Raw genomic sequence first — 25,458 nt, 5'->3', positions numbered from 1 at the left:
CTGGCGGGTACGGGCACCAATGATGCCGTCAGCTTCCAGCCCTTGCCATTTCTGGAAACGTTTAACCGCCTCCACCAGCTCTGGTGTGTACTGGTTATTGGACACCACAACTGGCGCGACCGGCGCCGGGCTTTCGGCAGACTGCACGGTAGGCAGGACATCCTGCACTGACGTTGCAGAAGGACTCACCGCAGGCGTTGCGTTCTGCGCTTTGTCAGCTGTTTCATCGACGGAAAGATCGTCATTGGCTGCGCTGCCCGGCACATTTGGCGCGATGGTTTCGTCCGTCGGCTTAGGTGCTTTGATCTCTTCCGGCGCGGCAACCATCATGCCGGTGCGGTCGAGAATTTCACGCAGGGCAGGAATGTCGTCACTGATCTGGTCAGGACGCAAACTTGATGCTCCGGTCATGGCAGGCCATGGGCGGTTATCCGCCAGCATGATTTTCAGTGCTTCGTGCATTTTCGCGTAGTAAGGGTGCTGCGGAGTCAGTGTCGATAAATACTGCGCCGTTGTATCTTTGCGCACCGCCAGCTGCCACTGATTGATGACGGTGAGCGGTGGTGTGGTCATTTTGTAAGGGACATTGCTGTACAGCCAGGTGTCGCCTTTCGCTTCAACGCTGCTGGTGAACTGCAAATACCCAAGCATGGCGTCAGACAATACGACGTCACGCGCCATCCCGGTGATTTGCGGATCTGTCAGCCACCTTACCCATTGGGTAAATTGAGGCTGTATACCAGAAATAGCCAGTTCTGCGAGTTGTTGCTGGAAAATCTGGACGGTTTCCCTGTCCTTCCACATGGGCTGCATGTGGTTTGCCGCATACAGTGACGACAGAGAAGACAGATATAGCGGACGGATACCTCGCGGTAACAGTTCAGCCTGGAGCTGGCTCATACTCTGTACGCTGGAAAGCGTGGTAGTTCGCACTGGCATGGTCGGTACTGCCGCCCAGGCAGCAAACCATGGCGATAACCCGCTGGCCAGCAAGCAGCTGGCGACTAAAAACTTGAGAGACCTTTGATTCATCAACATCTTCCCTTGCCTCCCGGTAAATTTATCAATTTCATCCCCGAAATAATCCAGCGATACTGAGATTAAGTATATAAAGAGAATTCTTTTTTTGCGTAGAAACTCAATTAAATAGAGTCCGCGTCTGACGTGATGACTCTATGCCAGCCGTCAGCCGAAATAAAGCCTTCATTACGGCGTTTTTAATTCATTCGCCTATATTTCAGGCAAGGCAGGACGATTGTTTTTTTTGCTATTTGAAACCACTTATTTTTTATCTGAAAGCATAAGTAAAATGAATAATTAGACGTAAAAAGCCCCGGCATTCTTCGCCAGGGCTTTCAGACATTCAAGACACTTTCATATTAAAAAATGCTCAGGAAACGTCTTCTTCCGTGCTCGCCAGCGCAGGGACTTCTGGTGCAAAACCACGTAAACCCACCACGTGAACATGCTCATTGTTACCGAACATTTTACGCACCAGCTTATAAGTCGTCCCCTTTTCAGGGCTGATGTTTTCCGGTGCGGCAATAATCAACTGCATTTCCAGACGATCGCACAACTCGAAAAGTGTCGCGATAGATTTGGCATCCAGACGCGCCGCTTCATCGAGGAACAACAGGCGGCACGGTGAAATATCTTTCCCGCGCATACGGCTCGATTCGTCTTCCCAGCTCTGTACGACCATCACCAGAATCGACATACCGGTACCGATCGCCTCACCCGTTGACAGCGCGCCACTCTCTGCACGCAGCCAGCCGTCAGAGCCGCGGTTCACCTCGACTTCCATCTCGAGATAGTTACGGTAGTCGAGCAGCTCTTCACCGATCGTTTGTGGCGTGCGTTGCCCCATGTCGATTTGCGGGTTCAGACGCTGGTACAACTTCGCCAGGGCTTCGGAGAAGGTCAGACGGTTGCTGCTGAACAGATCCTGATGTTGTTCCTGTTGCTCGGAGAGCACATCCAGCAAGCCGGCATGCGCCTCGCGCACATTGACGTTCAGCCGCACGCTCTTCACCTGACCAAATGCCACGGCCTGCAGCCCCTGGTTCAGCTGACGAATACGGTTCTGCTCACGCTGAATCGTTTTGCGAATGATGTTGGCCACGCTCTTAGAGCTGATCGCCAGTTGTTGTTCGCGTGCAGTCAGTTCTTCCGTCAAACGCCCAAGTTCAATTTCCATCTGTTCGATGGCTTCAACCGGATCATCAGTACGAATGATATCCTGCCGGATACGTTCGCGCAGATGCTGATACACCGCGATGTAGAACTGGATTTTACGCTCAGGACGTTTTGGATCTTCTGAAAGACGAAGCACATCACGCAGATGCTCGTTATCAGACACCGCCAAACGCAGTGCACCCAATGATTTATCCGACATAGAACGCAGCTCATCGCCGTCCATATAGGCCAGCTCACGGCGATGTAAGCGACGCTCAACACCGTTATCTTTCACCAGACGCATGACGGCACACCAGCCCGCTTTCGAGGAGACAACCTGCTCACGGCTCTGATGATAATCACGTTCCAGCTTACGTAATTTCTTCTGCAGGTTATCCATTTCGGCTTCGCAGAAGGTGATCTGTTTTTCAAGCTGGTTGCAGCGCGCCCGGTTAGTGCTGAGCGCCGAGTGCAATTCATCGCGACGCGTTTTGGCGCGCGCTTCGGCATTGGGATCGGCCTGAACGCCGATATCCTGCAACTCCTGCCCCAGTTCTTTAAGCATGTCACGCTTAGCGTCGAACGAGCTTTTCAGCGAGGCCAGCACCTGGCTGTATTGCGCATATTGCGCCTGATGCTGACGCATTTGTTCACGGGCACGGGTACGTTCGGCTTCGGCATGTTCGAGGCGCTGACGCAACTGGTCGTTCAGATCAGCATTCTCATTCAACATTCCGGCAGAGTCGGTATAGCTGAAGTGAGCACGGCGCTGAACGACTTCGGTCAGGGCGAACGCCTGTTGTTTCGCCAGACGCTGGGCGTGCTGAGCCTGTGCATAATCTTCTTTCAGCTGTTCGTGTTGTTCCGGGTCGCTTTGCAGAACGGAAACCAGCGGTTCCAGCTTGCTGAGAGAAATACCATGTTGCTGAATGAAACGGGCGGCATCCTGCGCCTCTTCCATTTCATCGCGAATTTCTTCCACACGATCGATCAACGTTTCATCGCACAGCAAACCTACGCGCGGCTGAAGTTTGTTGAGCATCGCGATGGCGTCTTTTGCCTGCTCGTACTGCTGACGCTGTTGCTGATTCTGGCCTTCGTGCGCATTAAGTGCACGCTCCAGTTCACCACGGCGACCGCTCAGACTACGAATCTCAGCCTCAGGATCGGCATCAAACGCCACGGCAAGATGACTGCCGATAAAGCGGCTGAAAGCCTGATGTGCACGCTGAATTTTCTGCACATCAAATGACAGCGTGGCATAACGCTCGGACAAACTTTCGCGTTCTTTATGCAGCGTTTCCAGACGGTTTTCACGCGCCGCACGGCCAAACAACGGCACCTGCGGGAAGTGCGAATAACGCCACTGGCGGTCACCGGTTTTCACCAGCACCGCGCCCTGCATTTCATCGACTTCAAAAACGTTATCATCGAAGGACTGCGGATCCCCTTCAATCAGATAGAGATCTTCAGGGCAATCGTCCAGGCCGTCCAGCTGATCGCGGATCAGCGATAAATCAGGCACCACAATTGCGTGGCGCGACGGGCCATACAACGCCGAGAAATAAGGTGCATCGTCGATGGTGACATCATCGTAAATCTCTGACAGCAGCACGCCACCAAAACGCTCTGCCAGCGCAATCATGCGGGAATCTTCCGCACCGCTTGGCTGGCTGAGACGGGTGATCTGGCCTTCAATTCGACGCTTACGTGCCGCCACTTCGTCACGTTCGACGGTGGTATCACGCTCACTTTCCAGCAACTGCTGCATGTACTCTGTGACCTGCTGGCTGTTTTCCAGCGGCTCTTTGCTCTGCTCGCTTAACTGACTCAGGGCTTCCTGAGCGGCCAGCCAGACAGGTGCGCGTGCGGTCAGTTCACGGATGCGGGCCTGCACCTGCTCAAGTTCCTGACGCATTTCCATGCGACGTTCACCGGCCTGTGATACCACAATCTGTAATTCTTCAATCTGCACGTCCAGCTCGCGCTGCATTTCGTCCAGATCTTCCGGTTGCACATCCTGCCCGGTGCGTTTACAGAATTCCTGCAACTGACGCTCAGCGTCCTGCTGCTCGCGCAGACGCCCTTCCAGCTCGGACAAACGCATACGCAGCGGCTCAACGCGCTCAGCCTGATGCAGTTGTGAGGACCACTCGCGCAACAGTTCACGCGCCGTCTTCCAGGCATCACTGCGGCTGACTTCTCCGGCGATTTTCACGACCAGCTGGTAGGCCGTTTCGAACTGGCTGTGTGCGGCAGAGGCCACACTCATTTTTTGTTCCAGCATCAGCAGGATTTCGGTCGCTTCCTGCTCTTTGCTCTGGAACGTATCCAGCCATTGTTCACTGTTTTGCGTGCTCAGATCAGGGATCTGGCACAGCTCACGGGCGCGCTCAATCGCCTGCAAGGCTTGCTGATATTGAATAGCACGGGTCTGCTGAACATCCAGCGCCTGCTGATAATCTGCCAGCTGGCTCTTCAGTTCATCCACTTCCAGCTCGGCGGCCTCAGCACGGGCTTCATGCTCAGCGTGCAGTTCGCTGGCTTCAGCGACGACTTCGTTCTGCTCTTCCAGACGATAGGTCAGCTCTTCGAGATCGCTTTCATAACGCTCGATTTTTTCCTGCTGACGCATCGCTGTCTGTACCAGACTCAGATGATCGCTGGCGGCCTGATAATCTGTTTCCAGATCGCTTTGCGCACCGCTTTGTTCTGCCAGCTCACGCGCCATTTCAACATGGCGGTATTGTTCACCGGAGAGCTGTTTGCGGCTGGTTAACAAATCATTACGCAGCACCAGCGCACCATCAAGATGGATACGGCGTTCATTGGCGTGACGCATGTAGTCGGCGGCCACGTAAGAAGTCGCTTCAGAAATCAGATGCTTAAACAGGTCACGGTCAGATTGCGTAACGCGGATGGCTTCCAGCGTCATGCGGTTTTCGCGCAGCGCCGCTTCCATATCCTGGAAAGCTTTACGCACACCGCTGTTTTCCGGTAACAGGTAGTCACGCAGGGAACGGGTGATGGCGCTGGAAATACCGCCGTACAGCGAGGCCTCAATCAGACGATAGAACTTGCTGCGGTCTGACGCTGAACGTAAACGGCGCGGGATCACGCCCAGATCAAACATCAGGGCATGATAATCAGTAATCGAGTTGAACTGCTTAAATTGCACGCCTTCCATTGCTTCGACACGATCTTTCAGTTCCTGCAAAGACAACACGCGCGCCTGGCGTTCTCCGACCGTTTCAGTCAGCATTTCCGTCGGGTTTACCGCCACCGGCAATCCCTGAATGGTGAAGGGTTTGATATCGACTTTGCGATCGCGACCGGCAATTTGTTGCAGGCGAACGCCCACCACAATGCGCTGGTGACGTGAGTTCACCACGTCCAGCACCGAATAACACACGCCCGCACGTAGTTTTCCGTGCAGACCTTTGTCGCGTGAACCGGAAGTCGCGCCCGCTTCCGTGGTATTACGGAAATGCAGCAGCGTCAGATCGGGGATAAGCGCCGTGACGAAGGCAGCCATGGTGGTGGATTTACCCGCACCGTTGCCGCCGGAAAGCGTAGTCACCAGTGAATCGAGGTCAAAAGTACGGGCAAAAAAGCCGTTCCAGTTAACCAGCGTCAGTGAGCGAAATTTACCGCGTTCAATCATTCCTGTTCATCCTCTGCGCTCTGGTGTCCTTGCTGCCCGGTCTGGGCTTCACTGTCATCGGGCTCATCGTTTAATGACAATGCGCTGTCAACAGGCATCGCTTCGCCGTCGCGGATCATCCGCAACTGCGCTTCACGTGCATCATCTCCGCTGCGGACATCAGCACCGAAACGAAATACAGCTTCGGTGATACGGAATTTCGTGCTGTCGACGCCCATGAAAAACACCATACCCAGACGGCGCAGACGGTTCAGTGACGTTCTGACTTTGTCCTGTAACTTCTGGCGGTCGAGATCGGAGCCGGTGGAGCGCTGGTTCACGTATTTGAGCAATTTATTTTCATCAGCCAGGCTCAGCAACTCATCATAAAGTTCCTGCTGGGTGAAAATGCCTTCATGCGCCAGACGTTCAGGGCTGAGATACAGATAGCAAAGAATTTTCCCCACCATCATGTCCAGCTCAGATAAAACCGAGCGCGGGATAAGCGTGGTAGAACGCGGGCGTAAATAGAAGAAACCTTCCGGTGCCCGAATCAATTCCACGTGATAGCGGCTGTAAAAGAGTTCCATTTCTTCCTGATAGTCCATCAGGAAAGCGTGGTTATCCAGTTCATCAATGCCGATGTGGCGGCCGGAACGTAACTGGCTGTCGAGAGCAGGAAACACTGAGTTCGCCAGTGCCTGCGCCAGCTTAGCTGGCATTATGTGTTCAATATTTGTCGATGACATGGGCCTGCACCTTGGCTCCGTAATCATTGATTGCCTGCCATTCGGCGTGCAACCCTGAAAAATCTGCTTCAGCCACACCAAGGCGCACTGCCTGGTCGACCACAATTCGCGCGACATCAAAGTGTCGGGCTCGCGGATACTGTATGAGGTATTCGCGCATCACCATGCCCAGATTGAGCGGCGTTTTCTGTTGTTGATAAACTTGTAATGCCTGTTCAATCAATGCCGCAAGTTGTTCACGGATTTCATTAAATTCTTCGAATTCAAGATCTGGCGGAAGTTCGCCCGTCACTTCCTCACTGCGCAGCGCCAGTTCTTCGTCGCGCATGTCCAGCAGACGATCGGCATTGGCAAAAGTCAGTGTCCACGGCTGATCAAAATAGTTCTGAACCGACTGGCGAAGACGCTGAGCAAATACGCGATTTTTATCCATATCGATCGCGGTACGGATAAATTTGTGTACATGACGGTCATAACCGATCCACAGGTCAATGGCCTGCTGACCCCAGCTGGTAATGCGATCGAGTTTGTTTTGTAAGTCGAAAACCAGTTTGTCGACGAATCCCAGATCCATGTCGATCATGGTGGCGTCCTGAATACGCATCAGGTGCGCCTGCAGCAGGTTACCCGCCGCTTCCAGCGTATCCTGCAATTCGCGCAGTGTACCGGAGGTTTCTGACAGAAGAAGTTCACAGCTGGAAATAGCTGCGCGCCAGTCTTTGTTGAGCAGCCCGGCAATATCGTCTTTCACGCCCTGCTGCTGCTCATCCATGATGCGCTGAGTCATATCTATGCTGTCGAAGATTTCCGCAACGGAATATTTCAGCGGCGCGTAAACGTTGCGATGCCAGTGGAAATCATCACCGCCTTCGTCGGCTGCATCGGCGGCGCGCTTGAGTTCCTGCGCCACGATCGACAGCTGCATAGACAGACGCAGCGTGGAGAACTCACGCTGACGGATATAATAATCGGAGATACCGATCGCCAGAGGCGTCAGGCGATAAATAGCATTGCCGTCAGCCATTTCACTGACAAAACGGTTGAGCAAACGCTGGCGCACCATGTCATTGATGGCGTTATTGGCACGTACGTTAATCGTTTCATTCGTCTGCTCAAAACCTTTACTGACATGACGAAACGCATCAACCAGTTCACCTTCACTCATTTCCCCATCAAGGCGCTCGCTGTTTAATGTGGCAATCGCCAGAAGAAAAGCCAGTCGCTCCGTTGGCAGCGAAATTGAGAAATCATTTTTCCGTGCCCAGGCGACCAGTTCGGGTACAGTCTGGGAAAATTCACTCATAATTCGTCCTTCAGAATGGGTTTGTGCGCCATCACGTGGATGTAACGTCCCAAACTAACAAAAGGTTCCTGGCGGCAATAGCGCTGTTCCAGCGCCAGAAGCTCGTCAAAATCCTGTTTATGTTGTTGTCTGTTTCGCAAATAATCGTGGAACACTCTAACACCGGTCTTGCCACTGATCTGCATTCCAAGCTCTTCCAGCCACTGATAGACCTGCGCGGGTTCCAGCGGGTGATCAGGTAACAGGGAGCTTTTTTTGATTTTTGGTACGCCCGCGTCGACATGACCAAAATTGCCGAGGATCATGTGCCGCATGACCAGGCCGTGGATATTGTAAAACATCAGCGATAGCGCGCCACCGGGTGCCAGACAATCGACCAGCGCGGCAAGCGCCGCTTGCGGCTCTGCCAGCCATTCGATGACCGCATGGAACAATATCAGATCAACTGGCTGTTCTAAATGTTCTGCGATGTGCTGAGCGGGGCATTGTACAAATTGCATGTTACCGCTCACACCTTTTTCAATCGCAGCGGCCTGAGCGCGGCGGATCATCTCACCTGACAGATCGCACAACAAGACCTGATGTCCTAAAGCGGCCAGTTCGCAGGCCATTTGTCCTTCGCCGCCGCCCGCATCTAAAATGCGCAGAGGCCGCTGCGGTAAAGATTTCAGTAATTCCTGCAGATCCTGACCCAGCACAGCCTGACGGATACGTCCCTTCGTTGTGCCGTAGATATTGCGCGAAAATTTTTCGGCCATATCGTCAAAATTACGATCCTGCATGAAGTCTTACCTGTTCGCTGTTGAGCATTTTGGTGGAAACCAATCCACGTGAATAATTTGGTGTGCAGCTATCTGGCTGCTATTTTGGCACAGGCGGGCATAGAATAAATCATCCTGACGCGGAATCACGCCCGGATGTCGTTTTTTCACCCAAAAGGAACGGTTTCAGATGTTATTTATCCTAAAAAAGACCCTTGGCGGCCTGCTGCTTCCCCTGCCCTTTATTTTGCTGATCATGGCAATCGCGCTGGTGTTGCTGTGGATGACCCGCTGGCAGAAAACCGGTAAAGTGTGTTTTTTGCTAAGTTGGCTGCTGTTGCTGCTTCTGAGCCTGCAACCCGTGGCTGACAGCCTGCTGCGACCGATTGAATCAGAATACCCGACTTATCAGGCGCAGGCGCATCCGCCGGTGAAATTTGTGGTGGTGCTGGGAGGCGGTTATACCTTCAATCCTGAGTGGGCGCCGAGCTCGAATTTGCTCAGCAACAGTCTGCCGCGCGTCACCGAAGGGATCCGTATTTATCGTGCTAATCCGGGAGCCAGGTTGGTCTTTACCGGCGGCAAGGCAATGACGAACCCGGTCAGCAGTGCGTCAGTGGCAGGAAAAGTGGCAGAAAGTTTAGGCGTTCCTGAGAGCGATATCCTGTTGCTTGATAAACCGAAAGATACTCATGAAGAATCTGAGCAGGTCAAAGCCCTGGTCGGACAACAACCTTTCGCTCTGGTAACGTCCGCCAATCACCTCCCGCGCGCAATGATTTTCTTCCGGCAGCAAGGACTGACGCCAATACCTGCGCCAGCCAATCAGCTGGCGATCAATTCCCCGCTTAATCCGTGGGAAAAAGCCCTCCCGCAGGCATTTTATTTATCTCACAGCGAACGGGTATGGTATGAATCGCTGGGACGCCTGTGGCAATGGTTTACCGGGTCGCAGTCTGCGGCGAACTGATTCAGTCCAGCCACGGCAGCAACTGCTGCCGTGCGTAATCAAACTGGCGACGATCGAGCTTGCCGGTATGAATCAGATGCGCCACCGATTCCCACACCAGATACATCCAGCGACGGGAAAGGAATGATTCGGAAACTGGCGCTTTCTGTAAATAGGTAAATAGCAGCTGTTCGCTCATGCCCTTTTCCCATAACCGGAAAAGCTCAAATTCGCGTGGTGCCCAGAGTACGGTGCCGGGATTGATCATCGCTAACAACTGATCGCTGCGCGGGTCTTTGAGCATACTTCGCAGGGAAAGATTGCCATGAACCAGGACCGGCGTGTCGTCGAAGTCTTTAAACATGGCGCCCAGACACTGACGTGAACGAAACAGCATCGTGCGGTCTTCTGCGGTGAGTTCGGGCGCCTGCAAATGGGTTAACGTCGCCCATAACACCTCTATCCGCTGCGGATACCAGTTTTCCCAGCGATTTTCCTGCGTACTGTCAACGGAACCCACGCAACCGTGACTGTCAATACGATGCCACGCCAGCATCGCCTCCACCATTTGCTCCTGCAAAACGTGCCAGCGTTCAGGCGTTCGTGTGGGCGCTTCTGCCGAAACACCACGCAGCCGCTCTATCAGCAGGATCTCCTGGTAGGGTTTTTGATGGGTGGTGACCATGCCATAAACCGTCGGTACACGGACTACCCCTTCTCGCGCCAGCATGGAAAGTTTATAGGCCTCCTGCCCGGCGATCCCCTGACAGGTAAAGCTTTTCGCCATCAAAGGCATCGCATAGCCCTGCTCATCATAGAGTGAAAAAAGATGGGCATAGGGCTGCTCACTGACGCATTCCAGGCGGGATAAACGCTCACCCAGCACAATACTTAATTCGGCTTTTAGCTGTTCCATAACGTGTTCGCAGTGACGAAAAGAGTAAGGGTTATGATGGAAGCTTCAATGCAGGAATACCCCGTTTCAGATCAAACAAAAACCGGATAATCGGAAGAGAAAAAGGAAGGAAGTGCGCAAAAAGGCATGAAAATAATGTAAATCAGAAATGAGTAAACGGAATGCCGTAACATTCCGTTTTCGCAAACATCAGTGACTCAGGATAGCGCGCACGCGTTCCAAATCTTCCGGAGTATCGACCCCGACGGAAGGGATGGCTTTTGCCACATCAACATGGATTTTTTCACCGTACCACAGCACCCGCAGTTGTTCGAGAAGTTCGATGTGCTCCAGTTCGCTCGGTTCCCATTTCACATACTGACGGATAAATCCGGCACGATAGGCGTAAATGCCGATATGGCGCAGGAAGACATCGCCAATTGTTTCTTTAGACACGGCAAAACGTTCGCGCTCCCAGGGAATGGCCGCCCGTGAGAAGTACATGGCATAGCCTTTAGCATTGCGCACAACTTTTACGGCGTTGGGATTGAAAGCTTCTTCTGCGGTTTCAATCGGTACCGCCAGCGTGGACATGCCCGCTTCGCTGTTTGCCAGATTTTCAGCCACCTGACGGATAATCACCGGCGGAATTAAGGGTTCGTCGCCCTGCACGTTAACGATGATTTCGTCATCAGCAAACTGGCATAGCTCGATCACTTCAGCCAGACGCTCAGTCCCGGACTGATGATCCGCACGGGTCATGCAGACTTCGCCACCGGCCGCTTCAACCGCTTTTACCACTTCCGGATGATCGGTTGCGACGATCACACGTTTCGCGCCTGATTCGAGCGCACGTTCCATGACATGGACAACCATCGGTTTACCGTTGATGTCCGCCAGAGGTTTACCCGGCAAACGACTTGAGCCATAACGGGCAGGAATAATGGCAATAAAACTCATGGATGTGTCTCATCTACAGAAAGCGGGCGGGCCTCATTTTCTAATAATACGGGAATTCCGTCACGAACCGGGTACGCGAGGCTGTCCGCTTTGCAGACCAATTCCTGAGACTCTTTATTAAAATACAACTTCCCGTTACAGACAGGGCAGGCAACGATTTCAAGCAAACGGTGATCCATAAATTTCTCCGGAGGCAAATACACCAGATTATCAATGTGGTGCAGCGCAAAAACGCATTGGAAAACACGATACGACGGTGCATCAGGATAGCATAACCGCCCCACCAGCGTTACTCCTCACACCTTTGTGTCACACAGATGTGGAACCTTCGTAATGTGACGATAAAATTTCATGTTGTAATGATTGCGTTGCAGATTGAGGCAGAGTAGAATTTTTTGTGACCTGCGTCACATATATAACTTCAAATATGAGCCTTAAAATGAAAACCATTAACAAAATCATCGCAATGTTCGCAAACTTCAGCAACTAATAGTGCCTGACACCTGCAATCATCGTGAATCAACGGCTGCCTGGCGCAGCCGTTTTCTTTTGCTTAGCTCAGTTGCCAGTTTTTATTCCAGTGACGGGTTAAAGAGTCAGGAATGTTGCCCGTTATGACTTCGCCAGCCCCCTGCCAAACCGCAAAACGGTTAATCGCACCAGTGAGATCCCGAACCCGCCGTGCAGTCAGTGTAATCCCCGGTTCAAAATGTAAGCTTTTGATCTCGAAAATTTTATTCTTGCGATGCATTTTGGCATCAACCCGACCGATCAGCTCCCCCCGCTGCAAAACAGGTAAGGTAAAATAGCCATATTGCCGTTTTGCCTCCGGCGTATAGCATTCGATCCGATAGTCAAAATTGAACAAAACCGACGCGCGTTTACGATCCCATACCACCGGATCAAATGGCGAAAGTAATGTCGTCACCGACGAAGAAATACCGGATTCCAGCGCCTGCTGCAAAAGAGGCCATTGCTGCTGATGGACATAAAAAACACCGGTCAACCCTTCCACTTCCACCGGCGTTATTTCGTTGTCTGCCAGCAACTGAGCAATCACCTTTTTGGTATCAACACGCTTAAGCCGGTAATAATCAGCCAGCCATTCAGGCCTGAACAATCCGAGGCATTGGGCCGAACACCTGAGCATTTGAAACTCTGCGTCCTCTTTCGTGAGAGCCTGTGTCGCATCATCCCAACCCGGCATCACGCGCTCTGCTAAATCGTATACCCGGTGGAAATTACGTCGCTCAGCGACCATAAGTTTGCCGGAGGTAAATAGCGTTTCCAGGTGCTTCTTATGCGGTTTCCAGTCCCACCATCCACTGTTCGATTTCTTTTCCGCGCTGAAATCTGCGGAACGAACAGGTCCGTTCTCAGCAATGTGTGTCAGCAAAGCCTGTATGTCATGCTCATGTTGATCAAACCACGTCTGTGAGAATTTCCAGCCCATTTTTTCCGGGTTCAACATCCGGTGACGCAACAGTCCATAATCTTCACTGGGAATAAAGCAGGCCTCATGCGCCCAATATTCAAAGATCTTTCCCGCCGACAATGATTCTTCAAGCCACTGCGTCGGGTAATTACCGAGGCGGCTGAATAACACCAGATATGGACTGCGTGCAACCACGCTGATCGTGTCGATTTGCAGCAATCCCATCTTACGAATCGCCTGAATGACATCAGCAGCAGTGAGTTTTTGGGTGGCAGGTTTTAAGAGATTTTGTGCAGATAAATGCAAGGTACGGGCTGAAGCGAGAGATATAACCGGGTGAGACATATCGGTATCCATTGCAGCGGGTAGACTGCGGATACCGATAGCATATTTTTACCGAAGCGTAAAATTCAGCTTAACGGAGAACAACATAAATCAGATTCAGAACCCGATAACGTCAGCCGCTGAAGGACCGTGTGCGACGCTGCGGTAAGTGGTGAATTCAACTCGCTGACCGGCACTCAGGGATTTATTTCCCGTATTGGCGATCGAAGTACGCTGAACGTAAATTTCAGAAGAACCATCGAGCGGGCAAATAAAACCATAGCCTTTAGCCTGGTTGTACCATTTAACTAAACCCATTTTTAACATCATAATTTCTATCCTTTCTTTTGGGCATCCATGAACACACTTTTTTATTATTGTTCGGATGCGTTTGCCCATTTCTAAGTTATTTTTTTATAAAAAACCTCTAATGAGCGAATTTGTTTTAACGATTATTTTTACTACTTTTCGACGTTTTTATTAACGCCGCATTTACCTTCTCAGGTATGAAAAACCCGCCATCCGGCGGGCTTTACTCTGCTGATATGATTAGCGAATATCGTTATTTCATATCATCACGTCAGCCTCTTTTCAGAGCGCAATAACGTTAGCAGCAGCAGGACCGCGCGGGCTATCCTGAATGGTGTATTCTACACGCTGGCCTTCAGCCAGAGTTTTGAAACCATCGGTTGCGATTGCAGAGAAATGTACGAAGACATCTTTCTCGCCATCAGCCTGCTCAATAAAACCAAAACCTTTGCTTTCATTGAACCACTTAACCTGACCATTTTTCTTAGACATATTTAAAACCTTTTAACGAAATATAAAATCCTGCCATTCGGCAATGTTAGCCAATAGTTCAGACAATTACTTATGGGGAGGACTTAGAAGGTTCGTCTTGGAAGCGGAATCATCGGGAAAGAGATAACGTCTGGGAGGAACTGCTTTACTCAACACTCATACATAAATAGCGCTGCAACACAGGCTGCACGCATTAACTCACACGCCAGAATGAATAGCAAGCACTGTGTTACTATTATTCTTACGAGCTGAATCAAAACCATAAAGATCTGTTTGAAATCAGCGTGTTTACGTTTTCCTGCACGAGTAAATATTTTCGTTAAAGCCTGAGTCTGACGTTTTTAATGTGCTTTTTTCAAAATAAGATCAGTAATTTTTTGCAGCAGGTTTTCAGCCGAAATACCCTGAATCTTCGCTTCAACAGGTAAATACCACCAATTCTGCTGAGCAAAATAACGACATTTTACCGCGTCTTTCTCCGTCATCAGAAGCGTTCCTCCTCCCGTCACTAAGGCCGAAAGTTGTTCTGCCTGGTAAGCCTGATGATCGGCAAAAGTGACCTCTTTTTGCAACGTGACGCCCAATTGCTTAAGGGTGGCAAAAAAACGAGGCGGATGTCCGATTCCGGCCATCGCGACGACATTTTGCAACGCTGTAGCATCGCGTTGTTCGCCGGTAAGCAGGTTCACTGCTTTTCCCGGTTGCAACATCATTGACAGTTCACCTGTCTGCGCGTTTCCACCGTTGGTAATCACTGCATCGACCGAAAGCAAACGTGAAGCACGTTCCCGCATTGGGCCCGCAGGTAACCAGTGGCCATTACCGAAACGCCTCACACCATCAACAACGACAATTTCGACATCCCGCTCAAGCGCGTAATGCTGTAAACCATCGTCCGTGACGATGACATCGAGCTCGTGCTCGCTCAATAACGCTTTGACTGCCTCAGAACGAACCGGGGATACCGCAACCGGTGCCCCTGTTCGCTGAAAAATCAGTACAGGCTCATCACCCGCCTGTACCGTCGAGGTATTTTCATTAAGCACCAGCGGATAGTGTGCTGATTTGCCACCATAGCCACGTGACACTACGCCAACACGAAATCCGTGCTGTTGCAGTGTTTCAACCAGCCAGATCACCACAGGCGTTTTACCGTTACCTCCGGCGGTCAGATTGCCGACCACCACCACTGGCACCGGAGCACGCCAGCTTTTTCTGAACCCTGATGTGTAACTATAACGGATGACCGTTGCGATCAATCCGTATAACCACGACAGAGGCAAAAGTAACAAGTAAAGCGGTGATTTTCCTGACCAGATGCGCTCAATCATTGGCCAAACTGCATCCGGTAAAGCTGTGAGTAAACACCGCGCTCTTCCAGCAAGGCAGCATGCGAACCACGCTCAACAATCCGGCCATCTTCAATCACCAGAATTTCATCGGCTTTTTCGATCGTTGACAAGCGGTGTGCTATCACCAGAGAGGTTCTGTTTTTCTGCAGTTCGTCGAGTGCAGCCTGAATGGCACGCTCAGACTCTGTATCCAGCGCGGATGTTGCTTCATCAAGGATCAGGATTGGCGAGTCGCGCAGCAATGCACGTGCGATAGCAATACGCTGACGCTGACCACCTGAAAGCAACACACCGTTCTCGCCAATAACAGTGTCCAGGCCCTGGTCCATTTTACCAATGAAGTCCATGGCATATGCCATGGTGGCGGCTTTTTCGATTTCTTCGCGTGAATACATATCCGTACGGGCATACGCAATATTGTTAGCGATCGTATCGTTAAAAAGATGAACGTTCTGCGATACCAGTGCGACCTGATCACGCAGTGAGGACAAGGTGTACTCACGCAAATCATGCCCATCCATCAGGATTTGCCCTTCCTGGATGTCGTAAAAACGCGTCAGGAGGTTGGCAATGGTAGATTTACCTGAACCAGAGCGGCCTACCAGCGCGATCGTTTTCCCTTCAGGCAGGTCGAAGGAAATATCACGCAGTGCAGGAATATCGCGGCCAGGGTACGTGAAGGTCACATTTTTGAACTCAACATCGCCTTTGGCACGTTTAACTTCCAGCTTACCTTCGTCCTTCTCCTGCTCCATATCGAGGATCGAGAACAGAGTCTGACAAGCTGCCATACCGCGCTGGAACTGTGAGTTGACGTTGGTCAGAGACTTGAGCGGACGCATAAGTGCAATCATCGATGAGAACACTACCGTGATCGTACCGGCACTCAGCGTTTCCATAACAGACGGGAAGCTCGCGGCATACAACACGAAGGCCAGTGCAAGTGAGGCAATAAGCTGAATAATCGGGTCTGATATTGAAGAGGCAGAAACCATGCGCATACCTTGCTGACGCATGCGGTTACTGACTTTATCAAATCTCTGCGTCTCGACTTTCTGACCACCAAAGATAAGCACTTCTTTGTGACCTTTCAGCATTTGTTCAGCGCTAGTCGTGACTTGCCCCATGGTGTTCTGCATCGATTTACTGATGTTACGAAAGCGTTTCGACACCACACGGATAACCACAGACACAATCGGCGCGATAACCAGCAGGATCACAGATAACTGCCAGCTGTAGTAGAACATCATGATGAACAAACCGATAATCGACGCGCCTTCACGCACAACTGTCACCAGTGCGCTGGAGGAGGAAGATGCTACCTGTTCGGAATCATAGGTAATACGAGAGAGCAAAGTACCCGTGGACTGTTGATCAAAGAAGGCAACAGGCATTCTCATCATATGGCCGAACAGGCGGCGACGCATATGCATGACCACTTTGCCTGACACCCACGAGATGCAGTAACTTGAAATATAGCCACTCACGCCACGCACAATCATCAGGCCGATAACGACCAGTGGCATCCAGAGTAAAATTGAGCGGTCGGCTTTGCCAAACCCATCATCAAGCAGCGGCTTCAGCAAAGACAGCATGAATGTGTCACTGGCGGCGTTAGCGACCAGTGCAATAGCCGCAGCGATAAGCCCGGCCTTAAAAGGTGTGATCATCGGCCATAAGCGACGAAATGTCTGCCACGTGGAGAGATCTTTATCGTTCATCATGCAATATCAACCAGCATCGAAAGAAATAGCGGTCTATTCTACTCATTATCTTCTGATACTCCAAACCGGTGGTGGTACCAACGTGGGATTAATTGCTCACGTAAGCCCTTAATTGCCCAATAATCATCATAAATGAACAGACTCAGTTGGCCTGATATTGATGTCGAGCGCCAGTCATGGCGGGCTTTGTTGTATCTGCTAACAACTTTACGGGCAGGAAGGTGCCATTTATTGAAGCGGGCAGCCGATGCCAGGGCAATATCCGGCTGAACGGCACGCAGGAAAGGCGGCGTCGAGGAAGTGTTGCTGCCATGATGCGGCACCTGAAGGAACGTAGACTTTAACCCCTCCCGCCATTTCTTGATGAGCGCTTTCTCGCTTGCCGACTCGATATCGCCGGTTAACAGGAGACTGTATCTTCCATCATCAACACGTATGACACAGCTGTCCGCATTGCGCGCATCCGCAGTAGGCTTCTCCGGCCAAAGCACGGTGAAATTCAGCCCCTGCCACAGCCATTGCTGACCCGCAATACAGGGAAGATGAGGTACACCGGAAATCGAACTGTCACGAAGATTTGCAGCAGGATACATCGTTTGCAGAAACTCAAAGCCGCCGCGGTGGTCCATGTCATTGTGGCTGATAATAATCTGTTCAAGCTGAATATTTTTCCAGCGCAGAAATGGGGCGATATTTTGCTCTGCCGCGGAACCTCCTTCCCAGCGGTTGCCTGTGTCGTAAAGTACACCTTTCCCGTCCTTACTGATAAGTACAGAAAGCCCGTGCCCGACATCCAGCATGTCCACCCTCCAGCGCTCAGGCGGTGTTCGTGTACACCAGCAGAACGAGATCAGCCCAAGTGAAATTAGTATCGACAGGTAATGCCTGAGACAACACAGTCGCCAAAAGACAATGGTCAGCCACCCGGAAAGGCTGATGAGCAGGAAAGATTCTCCCAGCGGATGCCAGCCTTCAGAAAACAACTTAACCCCCCACATTGCCAGGCTGAGCGTATGGTCTGCCATCTTCCAGATTATATTCTGTACTTCATGCATCCATCCGGCAGGCGGTATGTTTAGCATGAGTGCCAGCAAAACCAGCGGCACCGTCACCAGAGATACGATGGGAACAGCCCACATGTTAGCCATGAAGGACGATATGTTAAGACCGTGGAAAATGGCAATTTGTAAGGGCAGCAGCAGTAACGTCATGCCTGCCTGCAAATGTCCCCAGCGTAAAAAAGACCAATACCAGGCTCGCTGAAAATTTGCAGGTAATGGCATCCATTGAAACCAGAAAATTAATGAAGCCACGGCAAAACAGGATAACCAGAAACTGTCTGACAAAATATTCATCGGGTCAGCCAGTAAAAGTAAAGCCACACCCCATAACCAGACCTGCCACGGATGGCAACGCAAGCGGAGCAAACGCAGTAATATCCACAGAGAGACCGCCAGCGCGGCGCGCAATGCTGGCGCATTACAACCTGAAAGCCAGGTATAGGTCAGAAGGAAAAGCTCACTGATTAGCAGAGGGAACCGATAGTCAATCAGCCTTACCGGCAAAATAAATTGTAATCCGCGTGCAAACCACCAACCAAACAAGGCCGCGATTCCGATGTGCAACCCTGAAATGGCCACCAGATGGGCAATACCCGTTCGTTGCAGCAGAAGTTTTTCTTCGCCGTCGATCAACCCTTTCTCGCCAAAAGCTAATGCAATCAGAACCGGTGTATTCTTAAGTTCGGGCATCGCATGTTGTACCCGCTGAATGAATTGCTGGCGAAACGAGCTGTCGACATCAAGCAGCACGCCATGCTGGATAGTTGCCGTCAGCGGTGCATGGCCTGCCAGTGCCCAACGTTGAGCGTCAAAACCGCCTTCATTTAACAGGCTATGAACAGGACGAATGTTGGCGGTCATTTTCCATCGTTGGCCTGCTAACAGCGGGGTTTGTGCCCCTTCCCACCTGGCACGAAACAGCAGAGGTGGAAATACCCACTTTCCTTCTATCTTTTCTATTTTATAAAACTGCGAGGAGGCGCCCTCTTCTCCCAGATTGATACTTTGCAAGCGAGCTACGACTTCACGATTCGTGCCCGTCAGGGTGAGCGCTTGCTGCACCAGGGTTCCGCCTTGTATCGCAGCCCAAATGAAAGCCAGCAGAGCGAGTGAAGTTAGCGTGAATATTTTTGGCTGTAATCCCGGTAGCACCCATGCGATACATCCCAGAACTATGAGTTGCAGTGTCGACGGAAGGTGAGCAACAAACACCAGCGGCACCATCCCGACAATGATGGCAACAGCGACCTCGTCCAATGAGATTTTAATAGTATTCCCTCTGCGTTAGTCATAGAGCCACCCTGGCCAGATTCTGGCTGGAGTATGTTATTCAGCACATGAGGGAACAAGTATCAGATTGATGCGGTGCGAGGTATTACGCAAAAAGTAAGAAGAAAATCAAAGAAAGGAGTTGGCTGAATTTGAAGCAAAAAAAACGGCGCCTTAAAGGCACCGTTTTAGCATTCGCTATAGGCAGTCATGTATGTTTCAGGCCGAAACCTTAGCCATAAATGTTCGCGCGATCACGCAGCTCTTTGCCTGGTTTAAAGTGAGGGACATACTTGCCATCCAACTCAACTTTGTCGCCAGTTTTAGGGTTGCGCCCAACACGCGGAGCACGGTAGTGAAGAGAAAAACTGCCAAACCCACGGATCTCGATGCGTTCACCATCAGCCAAGGTTGCAGCCATATGTTCAAGCATCTCTTTCACTGCATCCTCAACAGCTTTCGCCGGGATATGAGAGTGCTGGCCAGCAAGTCTTTCAATAAGTTCAGACTTGGTCATAGTACCTCCAAGCTTTGCAGCTAAACTACCGTATCGGGGCGGCAGGACCGCCCCCCGTCATTACTCGCCTTTTGCCGCTTTGAACGCTTCAGCCATAGCGTTAGAGAAGTTGCTTTCTTCTGCTGGTTTGTTGTTAACCACAGCGATTGCATCTTTCTCGTCTGCTTCGTCCTTAGCACGGACGGACAGGCTTACTACGCGGTTCTTACGATCAACACCGGTGAATTTAGCTTCAACTTCATCACCAACGCTCAGAACCAGAGTTGCGTCTTCAATACGGTCGCGAGAAGCTTCTGAAGCGCGCAGGTAACCTTCTACGCCGCCAGCTAATTCAACTGTAGCACCTTTGGCGTCAACTGCAGTGACTTTACCAGTAACAATAGTACCTTTCTTGTTAACAGACAGGTAGTTATTGAATGGATCTTCAGCCAGTTGCTTCACGCCCAGGGAGATACGTTCACGTTCTGCGTCAACCTGCAGGACCACAGCTGCGATTTCGTCGCCTTTTTTGTATTCACGTACTGCTTCTTCGCCTGCAACGTTCCAGGAGATGTCAGACAGGTGAACCAGGCCGTCGATGCCGCCGTCCAGACCAATGAAGATACCGAAGTCAGTGATTGACTTGATTTTACCTTCAACACGGTCATTTTTGTTGTGGGTTTCTGCAAACAGCTGCCATGGGTTAGATTTGCATTGTTTCAGGCCCAGGGAGATACGACGACGTTCTTCGTCGATGTCCAGAACCATAACTTCAACAACATCACCCACGTTAACAACTTTAGATGGGTGGATGTTTTTGTTAGTCCAATCCATTTCAGAAACGTGAACCAGACCTTCAACGCCTTCTTCGATTTCTACGAAGCAGCCGTAATCAGTCAGGTTGGTAACGCGACCAGTCAGTTTAGTACCTTCTGGGTAACGTTTAGCGATAGCGACCCATGGATCTTCGCCCAGCTGTTTCAAGCCAAGGGATACACGTGTACGTTCACGGTCGAATTTAAGCACTTTAACAGTGATTTCATCGCCAACATTGACGATTTCGCTTGGGTGTTTAACACGTTTCCAAGCCATATCAGTGATGTGCAGCAGGCCATCAACGCCGCCCAGATCAACGAATGCACCGTAGTCAGTAAGGTTTTTAACGATACCTTTAACTTCCATGCCTTCCTGCAGGTTTTCCAGCAGTTGATCGCGCTCTGCGCTGTTCTCAGACTCAATTACTGCACGACGGGAAACAACAACGTTGTTGCGTTTCTGGTCCAGTTTGATGACTTTGAACTCAAGATCTTTGCCTTCAAGATGCAGCGTGTCGCGAACAGGACGAACGTCTACCAGTGAACCTGGCAAGAACGCACGGATACCGTTCAGCTCAACAGTGAAACCGCCTTTAACTTTACCGTTGATAACACCGGTAACAGTTGCAGATTCTTCGTAAGCTTTTTCCAGCGTGATCCAAGCTTCATGACGTTTAGCTTTTTCACGGGACAGCAGAGTTTCACCGAAGCCGTCTTCGACAGCGTCCAGCGCAACATCAACTTCGTCGCCAACCTGGATTTCCAGTTCGCCCTGTGCGTTTTTGAATTGTTCTGCCGGGATTGCAGACTCAGATTTCAGACCGGCGTCAACCAGTACGATATCTTTGTCGATGGACACAACAACACCACGAACGATGGAACCAGGACGGGTTTCGATTGTTTTTAAGGATTCTTCAAAGAGTTGAGCAAAAGATTCAGTCATGTTGTTAATCTTTAGGTTCTTAAGTTTAACGTCCATCTGGCGTCCTGCTGGATGGGGTTGTTTCAAATGCCCCGCTACAGATCCTTGCGGCGAGGTTAAAAAAAACTATAGCCAAAATTGGCACTGAATAGATTCCAGCGCCAAATTAAGGCTCGATTACCGGGTTTGTTTTTGCGGCAATCCTAAAATTTCTGTGGCATAAGCCAGCGCTTTTTCGATGACTTCATCAATGGACATACTGGTTGAATCCAGTAATAACGCATCGGAAGCAGCCACTAAGGGCGCAATGGATCGGTTACGATCTCGGTCATCACGTTCCTTGATCTCGGCTAAAAGCCGTTCAAAGTTAACACTAAAGCCCTTTTCCTGCAACTGTAGCATTCTTCTGTTTGCACGCTCTTCTGAGCTGGCGTCGAGAAATATTTTGACCGGCGCATCGGGAAAGACCACCGTGCCCATGTCTCGCCCGTCGGCAATCAGGCCTGGCGCCTCACGGAACGCGCGCTGACGACGCAGTAATGCTTCGCGAACGCGAGGGAAAGCGGCCGCCTGAGACGCGGTATTACCTACCGTTTCGGTGCGGATCTCATTACTGACATCCTCACCTTCTAAAATTACCTTTAACTGCCCATCCTGAGCGACAAAACGCACGTCGAGATGTGCGGCAAGCGGAACTAACGCCTCTTCTGAGACGATATCAACCTGATGATGAAGTGCTGCCAGCGCTAAAACCCGGTAGATTGCTCCGGAATCCAGTAAACGCCAGTTAAGGGCTTCGGCCAAAGCTTTACACAATGTACCTTTACCTGCACCACTTGGCCCATCAACGGTGATTACCGGGGCTATAGCCGTCATTTTTGTCTCCTTTCGGTGGGTGATACCCGCTTCATTAGCCTCATAGGACTAATTCAGGAGCGGCATTATACGCTGCCTTTGCGGCAACTGTTACCCCACATTTATCAGTTGTCTAAAAAGCGGACGGTTCTCAATGATAAAAGCAAAAAAAAACGGACATCCAGGATGTCCGCTCTCTGACCCACCTAGTTATAGACTATGCCAGCGTACTTATTGCGGCGAGACGATCAAAATAATCAGGGAAGGTCTTCGCGGTACACTTAGGATCGAGGATCGTTACCGGCGTATCGGACAACGCCACCAGCGAGAAACACATCGCCATGCGGTGATCGTTATAGGTGCCAATCTCTGCGAATTTAAGGGATTGCGGTGGCTCAATGCGAATATAATCCTCACCCTCTTCCACCGTTGCACCGACTTTACGCAGTTCGGTCGCCATTGCCGTCAGACGATCCGTTTCTTTCACGCGCCAGTTATAAATGTTGCGCAGCGTAGTGGTCCCTTCAGCAAACAGCGCTGCCGTCGCGATGGTCATTGCAGCATCCGGAATATGGTTCATGTCCATATCAATGCCTTTCAGTTCGCCGCGGGTACATTCGATGTAATCATCCGCCCAATGAATAGTTGCACCCATTTTTTCCAGCACATCTGCAAAGCGGATATCACCCTGCATGCTGTTTTTGCCGATACCGGTGACGCGAACGGTGCCGCCTTTGATAGCCGCAGCGGCCAGGAAGTAGGACGCAGAAGACGCATCGCCTTCAACGAGGTACGAACCTGGAGAAACATACTGCTGACGGCCTTTGATGCTAAATTTCTGGTACTGGTGATTTTCTACATCAATACCAAAGGTTTTCATCAGATTTAGCGTGATATCAATATAAGGTTTGGAAACCAGATCACCTTTAATCTGAATCGTTGTGTCGTTATCAGCCAGCGGAGCTGTCATTAATAACGCGGTCAGGAATTGGCTGGAAACACTTCCATCGACACTGACGTCCCCGCCGGTAAAGCCACCGCGCAGGCGCAATGGCGGATAATCTTGCTGCTCGAGATAATCAATTTGCGCACCACCCTGACGCAGCGCGTCAACCAGATGCCCGATCGGACGCTCCTTCATGCGTGGCTCACCGGTCAGCACAACATCCTGTTCACCCAGACATAACGCCGCAGCCAGCGGACGCATTGCTGTACCTGCGTTACCGAGAAACAATTCCAGACCTTTAGCATTGGAGAAAGCGGTGCCCAGCCCCTCGATTTCACACTCAGTACGGGAGGCTGACAGGCGATGAGTCACACCCAGCTGTGTCAGTGCATTTAGCATGTGGCGCACATCGTCACTGTCGAGCAGGTTAGTCAGCCGGGTAGTGCCCTGTGCAAAAGCAGCCAGTAACAGTGCACGGTTAGAAACACTTTTTGAGCCAGGTAAATTGATGCTGCCGTTAACCAGTGCAACGGGTTGTAATGTCAGGGATTCCACTCTTTCTCCAATTCTTCTTTTCATAAAATGACCCCGGACATTGAGCCGGGGTCATTTTTAAGGCTTTTTACTAAAGCATTCTGCAGGCCTGAAAGCCAGCACACTTAACCGTGGCGTTTTTCGAACTCCGCCATAAAGTCGGTCAGCGCTTTTACGCCTTCAATCGGCATTGCATTATAAATAGATGCGCGCATACCGCCAGCAACACGGTGACCTTTAAGCGCATGCAGGCCGGCGTCCTGTGCCTGATCGAGGAACAATTTGTCCAAAGAAGCATCCGCCATCTGGAAAGGAACGTTCATCCACGAACGGTTGGCCGTCGCTACCATGTTGCGGTAAAAACCGGTGCGATCGATAGCGCCATAAAGTAATTCGGCTTTGGCCTGGTTACGTTTCTCCATCTCGCGTAAACCGCCCTGCTCTTTCAGCCACTTAAAGACCATACCAGAGAGGTACCAGGCGAAAGTCGGCGGAGTATTGAACATAGAGTCGTTCTCAGCCAGCACGGTGTAATCAAGGATGGACGGCAGTTCAGTGCGGGCTTTCCCCAGCAAATCTTCGCGGACGATCACCAGCGTCAGACCTGCAGGGCCAATATTTTTCTGCGCGCCCGCGTAAATCACGCCAAACCGGCTGACATCAATCGGGCGGGACAGGATACAAGAGGAATAGTCGGCGACCACAATCTTGTCACCGAAATCAGGCATTTCATCAATGGAAACACCGTCGATTGTTTCATTCGGGCAGTAATGAACGTAAGCGGAATCTGAATTCAGTTTCCATTCGCTCATCGGCAGAATGCCACGCTTACCGTCAAGGTTCGTGGTGACATCAATCACGTTCGGGGTGCAGTATTTTTTGGCTTCATTGACTGCGCTGTGCGCCCAGTAACCACCATCGATGTAATCAGCAGAGGATTTATCGCCCAGCAGGTTCATTGGCACCGCGGCGAATTGAGCACGTGCGCCACCGTGGCAGAACAGCACTTTATAGTTCTGAGGAATATTCAGGAGGTCGCGGATATCCTTCTCGGACTCTTCAGCAACCTGGATAAACTCCTTACTGCGGTGACTGATTTCCATCACCGATGTACCCAGTCCGTGCCAGTTACAAAGTTCCTGTTCCGCACGACGCAATACTTCAGCCGGGATCATTGCCGGGCCAGCACTAAAATTATAAACCTGAGTCATTTCCCCTCACCACTTCTCTGAGACAGCCACATTGTAAGCACTAATTTAACGGTTTTATCATCCGAGACAAGGAGTCTGCAACGGATATTCATTACGACCTGATAAACAGCGATGAGATCTCGGTCACAAGGTTCATTCCTCCCTGGAAAGCTGATTTAACAGGATTATCTGTTCATGCCCGAACCCTGCTCCGCGCCTTTGACCAGGCAAGTTACAACGCGATTACATTCTTAACACGAATACATGGAGGTGCATCGCAAAACCCCGTATCATTGCGC

Annotated in this window: 20 protein-coding genes; 1 reads left to right on the top strand and 19 read right to left on the bottom strand. The window is 51.0% G+C overall.

Annotated elements, in window-relative coordinates:
- The 5 genes from ED901_RS03240 to cmoM form a co-directional block, all read right to left on the bottom strand.
- On the bottom strand, positions 1-1,032 hold a 1,032-nt coding region (locus ED901_RS03240; RefSeq protein ID WP_371414277.1), incomplete at its 3' end, for a peptidoglycan-binding protein.
- Positions 1,033-1,390: 358 nt separating this feature from the next.
- Positions 1,391-5,839 carry a chromosome partition protein MukB gene (gene mukB / locus ED901_RS03235; RefSeq protein WP_122094788.1) on the bottom strand — a complete coding sequence of 1,483 codons (4,449 nt, stop codon included), beginning with the start codon at positions 5,837-5,839 and terminating at the stop codon, positions 1,391-1,393.
- On the bottom strand, positions 5,836-6,567 hold the full coding sequence (mukE, locus tag ED901_RS03230) for a chromosome partition protein MukE (protein WP_056769283.1): 732 nt from the start codon (positions 6,565-6,567) through the stop codon (positions 5,836-5,838). Before mukE ends, mukB begins: the two co-directional genes overlap by 4 nt.
- The gene (mukF, locus tag ED901_RS03225; RefSeq protein ID WP_056769281.1) at positions 6,548-7,870 is read right to left on the bottom strand and encodes a chromosome partition protein MukF; all 1,323 of its coding nucleotides are present in this window, start codon (positions 7,868-7,870) and stop codon (positions 6,548-6,550) included. The genes mukE and mukF overlap by 20 nt, the downstream gene beginning before the upstream one ends.
- Entirely contained in the window at positions 7,867-8,652 is a 786-nt protein-coding gene (gene cmoM, locus ED901_RS03220) for a tRNA uridine 5-oxyacetic acid(34) methyltransferase CmoM (RefSeq protein WP_122094786.1), read from the bottom strand. The genes mukF and cmoM overlap by 4 nt, the downstream gene beginning before the upstream one ends.
- Positions 8,653-8,821: 169 nt before the next feature.
- Between cmoM and elyC the strand changes: the two genes are divergently transcribed.
- Positions 8,822-9,601 (top strand): envelope biogenesis factor ElyC, encoded by a 780-nt coding sequence (gene elyC, locus ED901_RS03215; RefSeq protein ID WP_122094784.1) that lies wholly within the window; start codon positions 8,822-8,824, stop codon positions 9,599-9,601.
- Between the two features lies 1 nt (position 9,602).
- Here the strand turns inward: elyC and ED901_RS03210 are convergent, their stop codons facing one another.
- The 14 genes from ED901_RS03210 to serC all read right to left on the bottom strand — a co-directional run bounded on the left by ED901_RS03210 (position 9,603) and on the right by serC (position 25,180).
- Entirely contained in the window at positions 9,603-10,496 is an 894-nt protein-coding gene (locus ED901_RS03210; protein WP_056769276.1) for a YcbJ family phosphotransferase, read from the bottom strand.
- Positions 10,497-10,685: 189 nt separating this feature from the next.
- Positions 10,686-11,435: a 3-deoxy-manno-octulosonate cytidylyltransferase gene (gene kdsB, locus ED901_RS03205; protein ID WP_056769274.1), complete on the bottom strand. Its 750-nt coding sequence runs from the start codon at positions 11,433-11,435 to the stop codon at positions 10,686-10,688.
- Positions 11,432-11,614: a Trm112 family protein gene (locus tag ED901_RS03200; protein ID WP_056771818.1), complete on the bottom strand. Its 183-nt coding sequence runs from the start codon at positions 11,612-11,614 to the stop codon at positions 11,432-11,434. The genes kdsB and ED901_RS03200 overlap by 4 nt, the downstream gene beginning before the upstream one ends.
- 374 nt (positions 11,615-11,988) lie before the next feature.
- Positions 11,989-13,215 (bottom strand): winged helix-turn-helix domain-containing protein, encoded by a 1,227-nt coding sequence (locus ED901_RS03195; RefSeq protein ID WP_122094782.1) that lies wholly within the window; start codon positions 13,213-13,215, stop codon positions 11,989-11,991.
- Between the two features lie 96 nt (positions 13,216-13,311).
- Entirely contained in the window at positions 13,312-13,524 is a 213-nt protein-coding gene (locus tag ED901_RS03190) for a cold-shock protein (RefSeq protein ID WP_056769270.1), read from the bottom strand.
- 261 nt (positions 13,525-13,785) lie between these two features.
- Positions 13,786-13,995 (bottom strand): cold shock domain-containing protein, encoded by a 210-nt coding sequence (locus ED901_RS03185; protein WP_056769269.1) that lies wholly within the window; start codon positions 13,993-13,995, stop codon positions 13,786-13,788.
- A 341-nt stretch (positions 13,996-14,336) separates the two neighbouring features.
- Positions 14,337-15,326 carry a tetraacyldisaccharide 4'-kinase gene (lpxK, locus tag ED901_RS03180; protein ID WP_122094780.1) on the bottom strand — a complete coding sequence of 330 codons (990 nt, stop codon included), beginning with the start codon at positions 15,324-15,326 and terminating at the stop codon, positions 14,337-14,339.
- A complete protein-coding gene (gene msbA, locus ED901_RS03175) occupies positions 15,323-17,071 on the bottom strand; it encodes a lipid A ABC transporter ATP-binding protein/permease MsbA (RefSeq protein ID WP_122094778.1) in 1,749 nt (582 codons plus the stop codon). Before msbA ends, lpxK begins: the two co-directional genes overlap by 4 nt.
- Before the next feature lie 38 nt (positions 17,072-17,109).
- Entirely contained in the window at positions 17,110-19,389 is a 2,280-nt protein-coding gene (locus ED901_RS03170) for a ComEC family protein (RefSeq protein ID WP_122094776.1), read from the bottom strand.
- A 244-nt stretch (positions 19,390-19,633) separates the two neighbouring features.
- On the bottom strand, positions 19,634-19,918 hold the full coding sequence (gene ihfB / locus ED901_RS03165; protein ID WP_013574835.1) for an integration host factor subunit beta: 285 nt from the start codon (positions 19,916-19,918) through the stop codon (positions 19,634-19,636).
- A 60-nt stretch (positions 19,919-19,978) separates the two neighbouring features.
- Positions 19,979-21,691 carry a 30S ribosomal protein S1 gene (gene rpsA / locus ED901_RS03160; RefSeq protein ID WP_056769263.1) on the bottom strand — a complete coding sequence of 571 codons (1,713 nt, stop codon included), beginning with the start codon at positions 21,689-21,691 and terminating at the stop codon, positions 19,979-19,981.
- 120 nt (positions 21,692-21,811) lie between these two features.
- On the bottom strand, positions 21,812-22,510 hold the full coding sequence (cmk, locus tag ED901_RS03155; protein WP_056769261.1) for a (d)CMP kinase: 699 nt from the start codon (positions 22,508-22,510) through the stop codon (positions 21,812-21,814).
- 196 nt (positions 22,511-22,706) lie between these two features.
- Positions 22,707-23,990 (bottom strand): 3-phosphoshikimate 1-carboxyvinyltransferase, encoded by a 1,284-nt coding sequence (aroA, locus tag ED901_RS03150; RefSeq protein WP_122094774.1) that lies wholly within the window; start codon positions 23,988-23,990, stop codon positions 22,707-22,709.
- A 104-nt stretch (positions 23,991-24,094) separates the two neighbouring features.
- On the bottom strand, positions 24,095-25,180 hold the full coding sequence (serC, locus tag ED901_RS03145; RefSeq protein WP_122094772.1) for a 3-phosphoserine/phosphohydroxythreonine transaminase: 1,086 nt from the start codon (positions 25,178-25,180) through the stop codon (positions 24,095-24,097).
- Positions 25,181-25,458 lie beyond the last annotated feature (278 nt).

The organism is Rahnella sp. Larv3_ips (assembly GCF_003697865.1).
GTDB classification, from domain to species: domain Bacteria; phylum Pseudomonadota; class Gammaproteobacteria; order Enterobacterales; family Enterobacteriaceae; genus Rahnella; species Rahnella rivi.
Note: the sequence above shows the minus strand (reverse complement) of the source record. Positions and strands in the feature narration are given on the sequence as shown.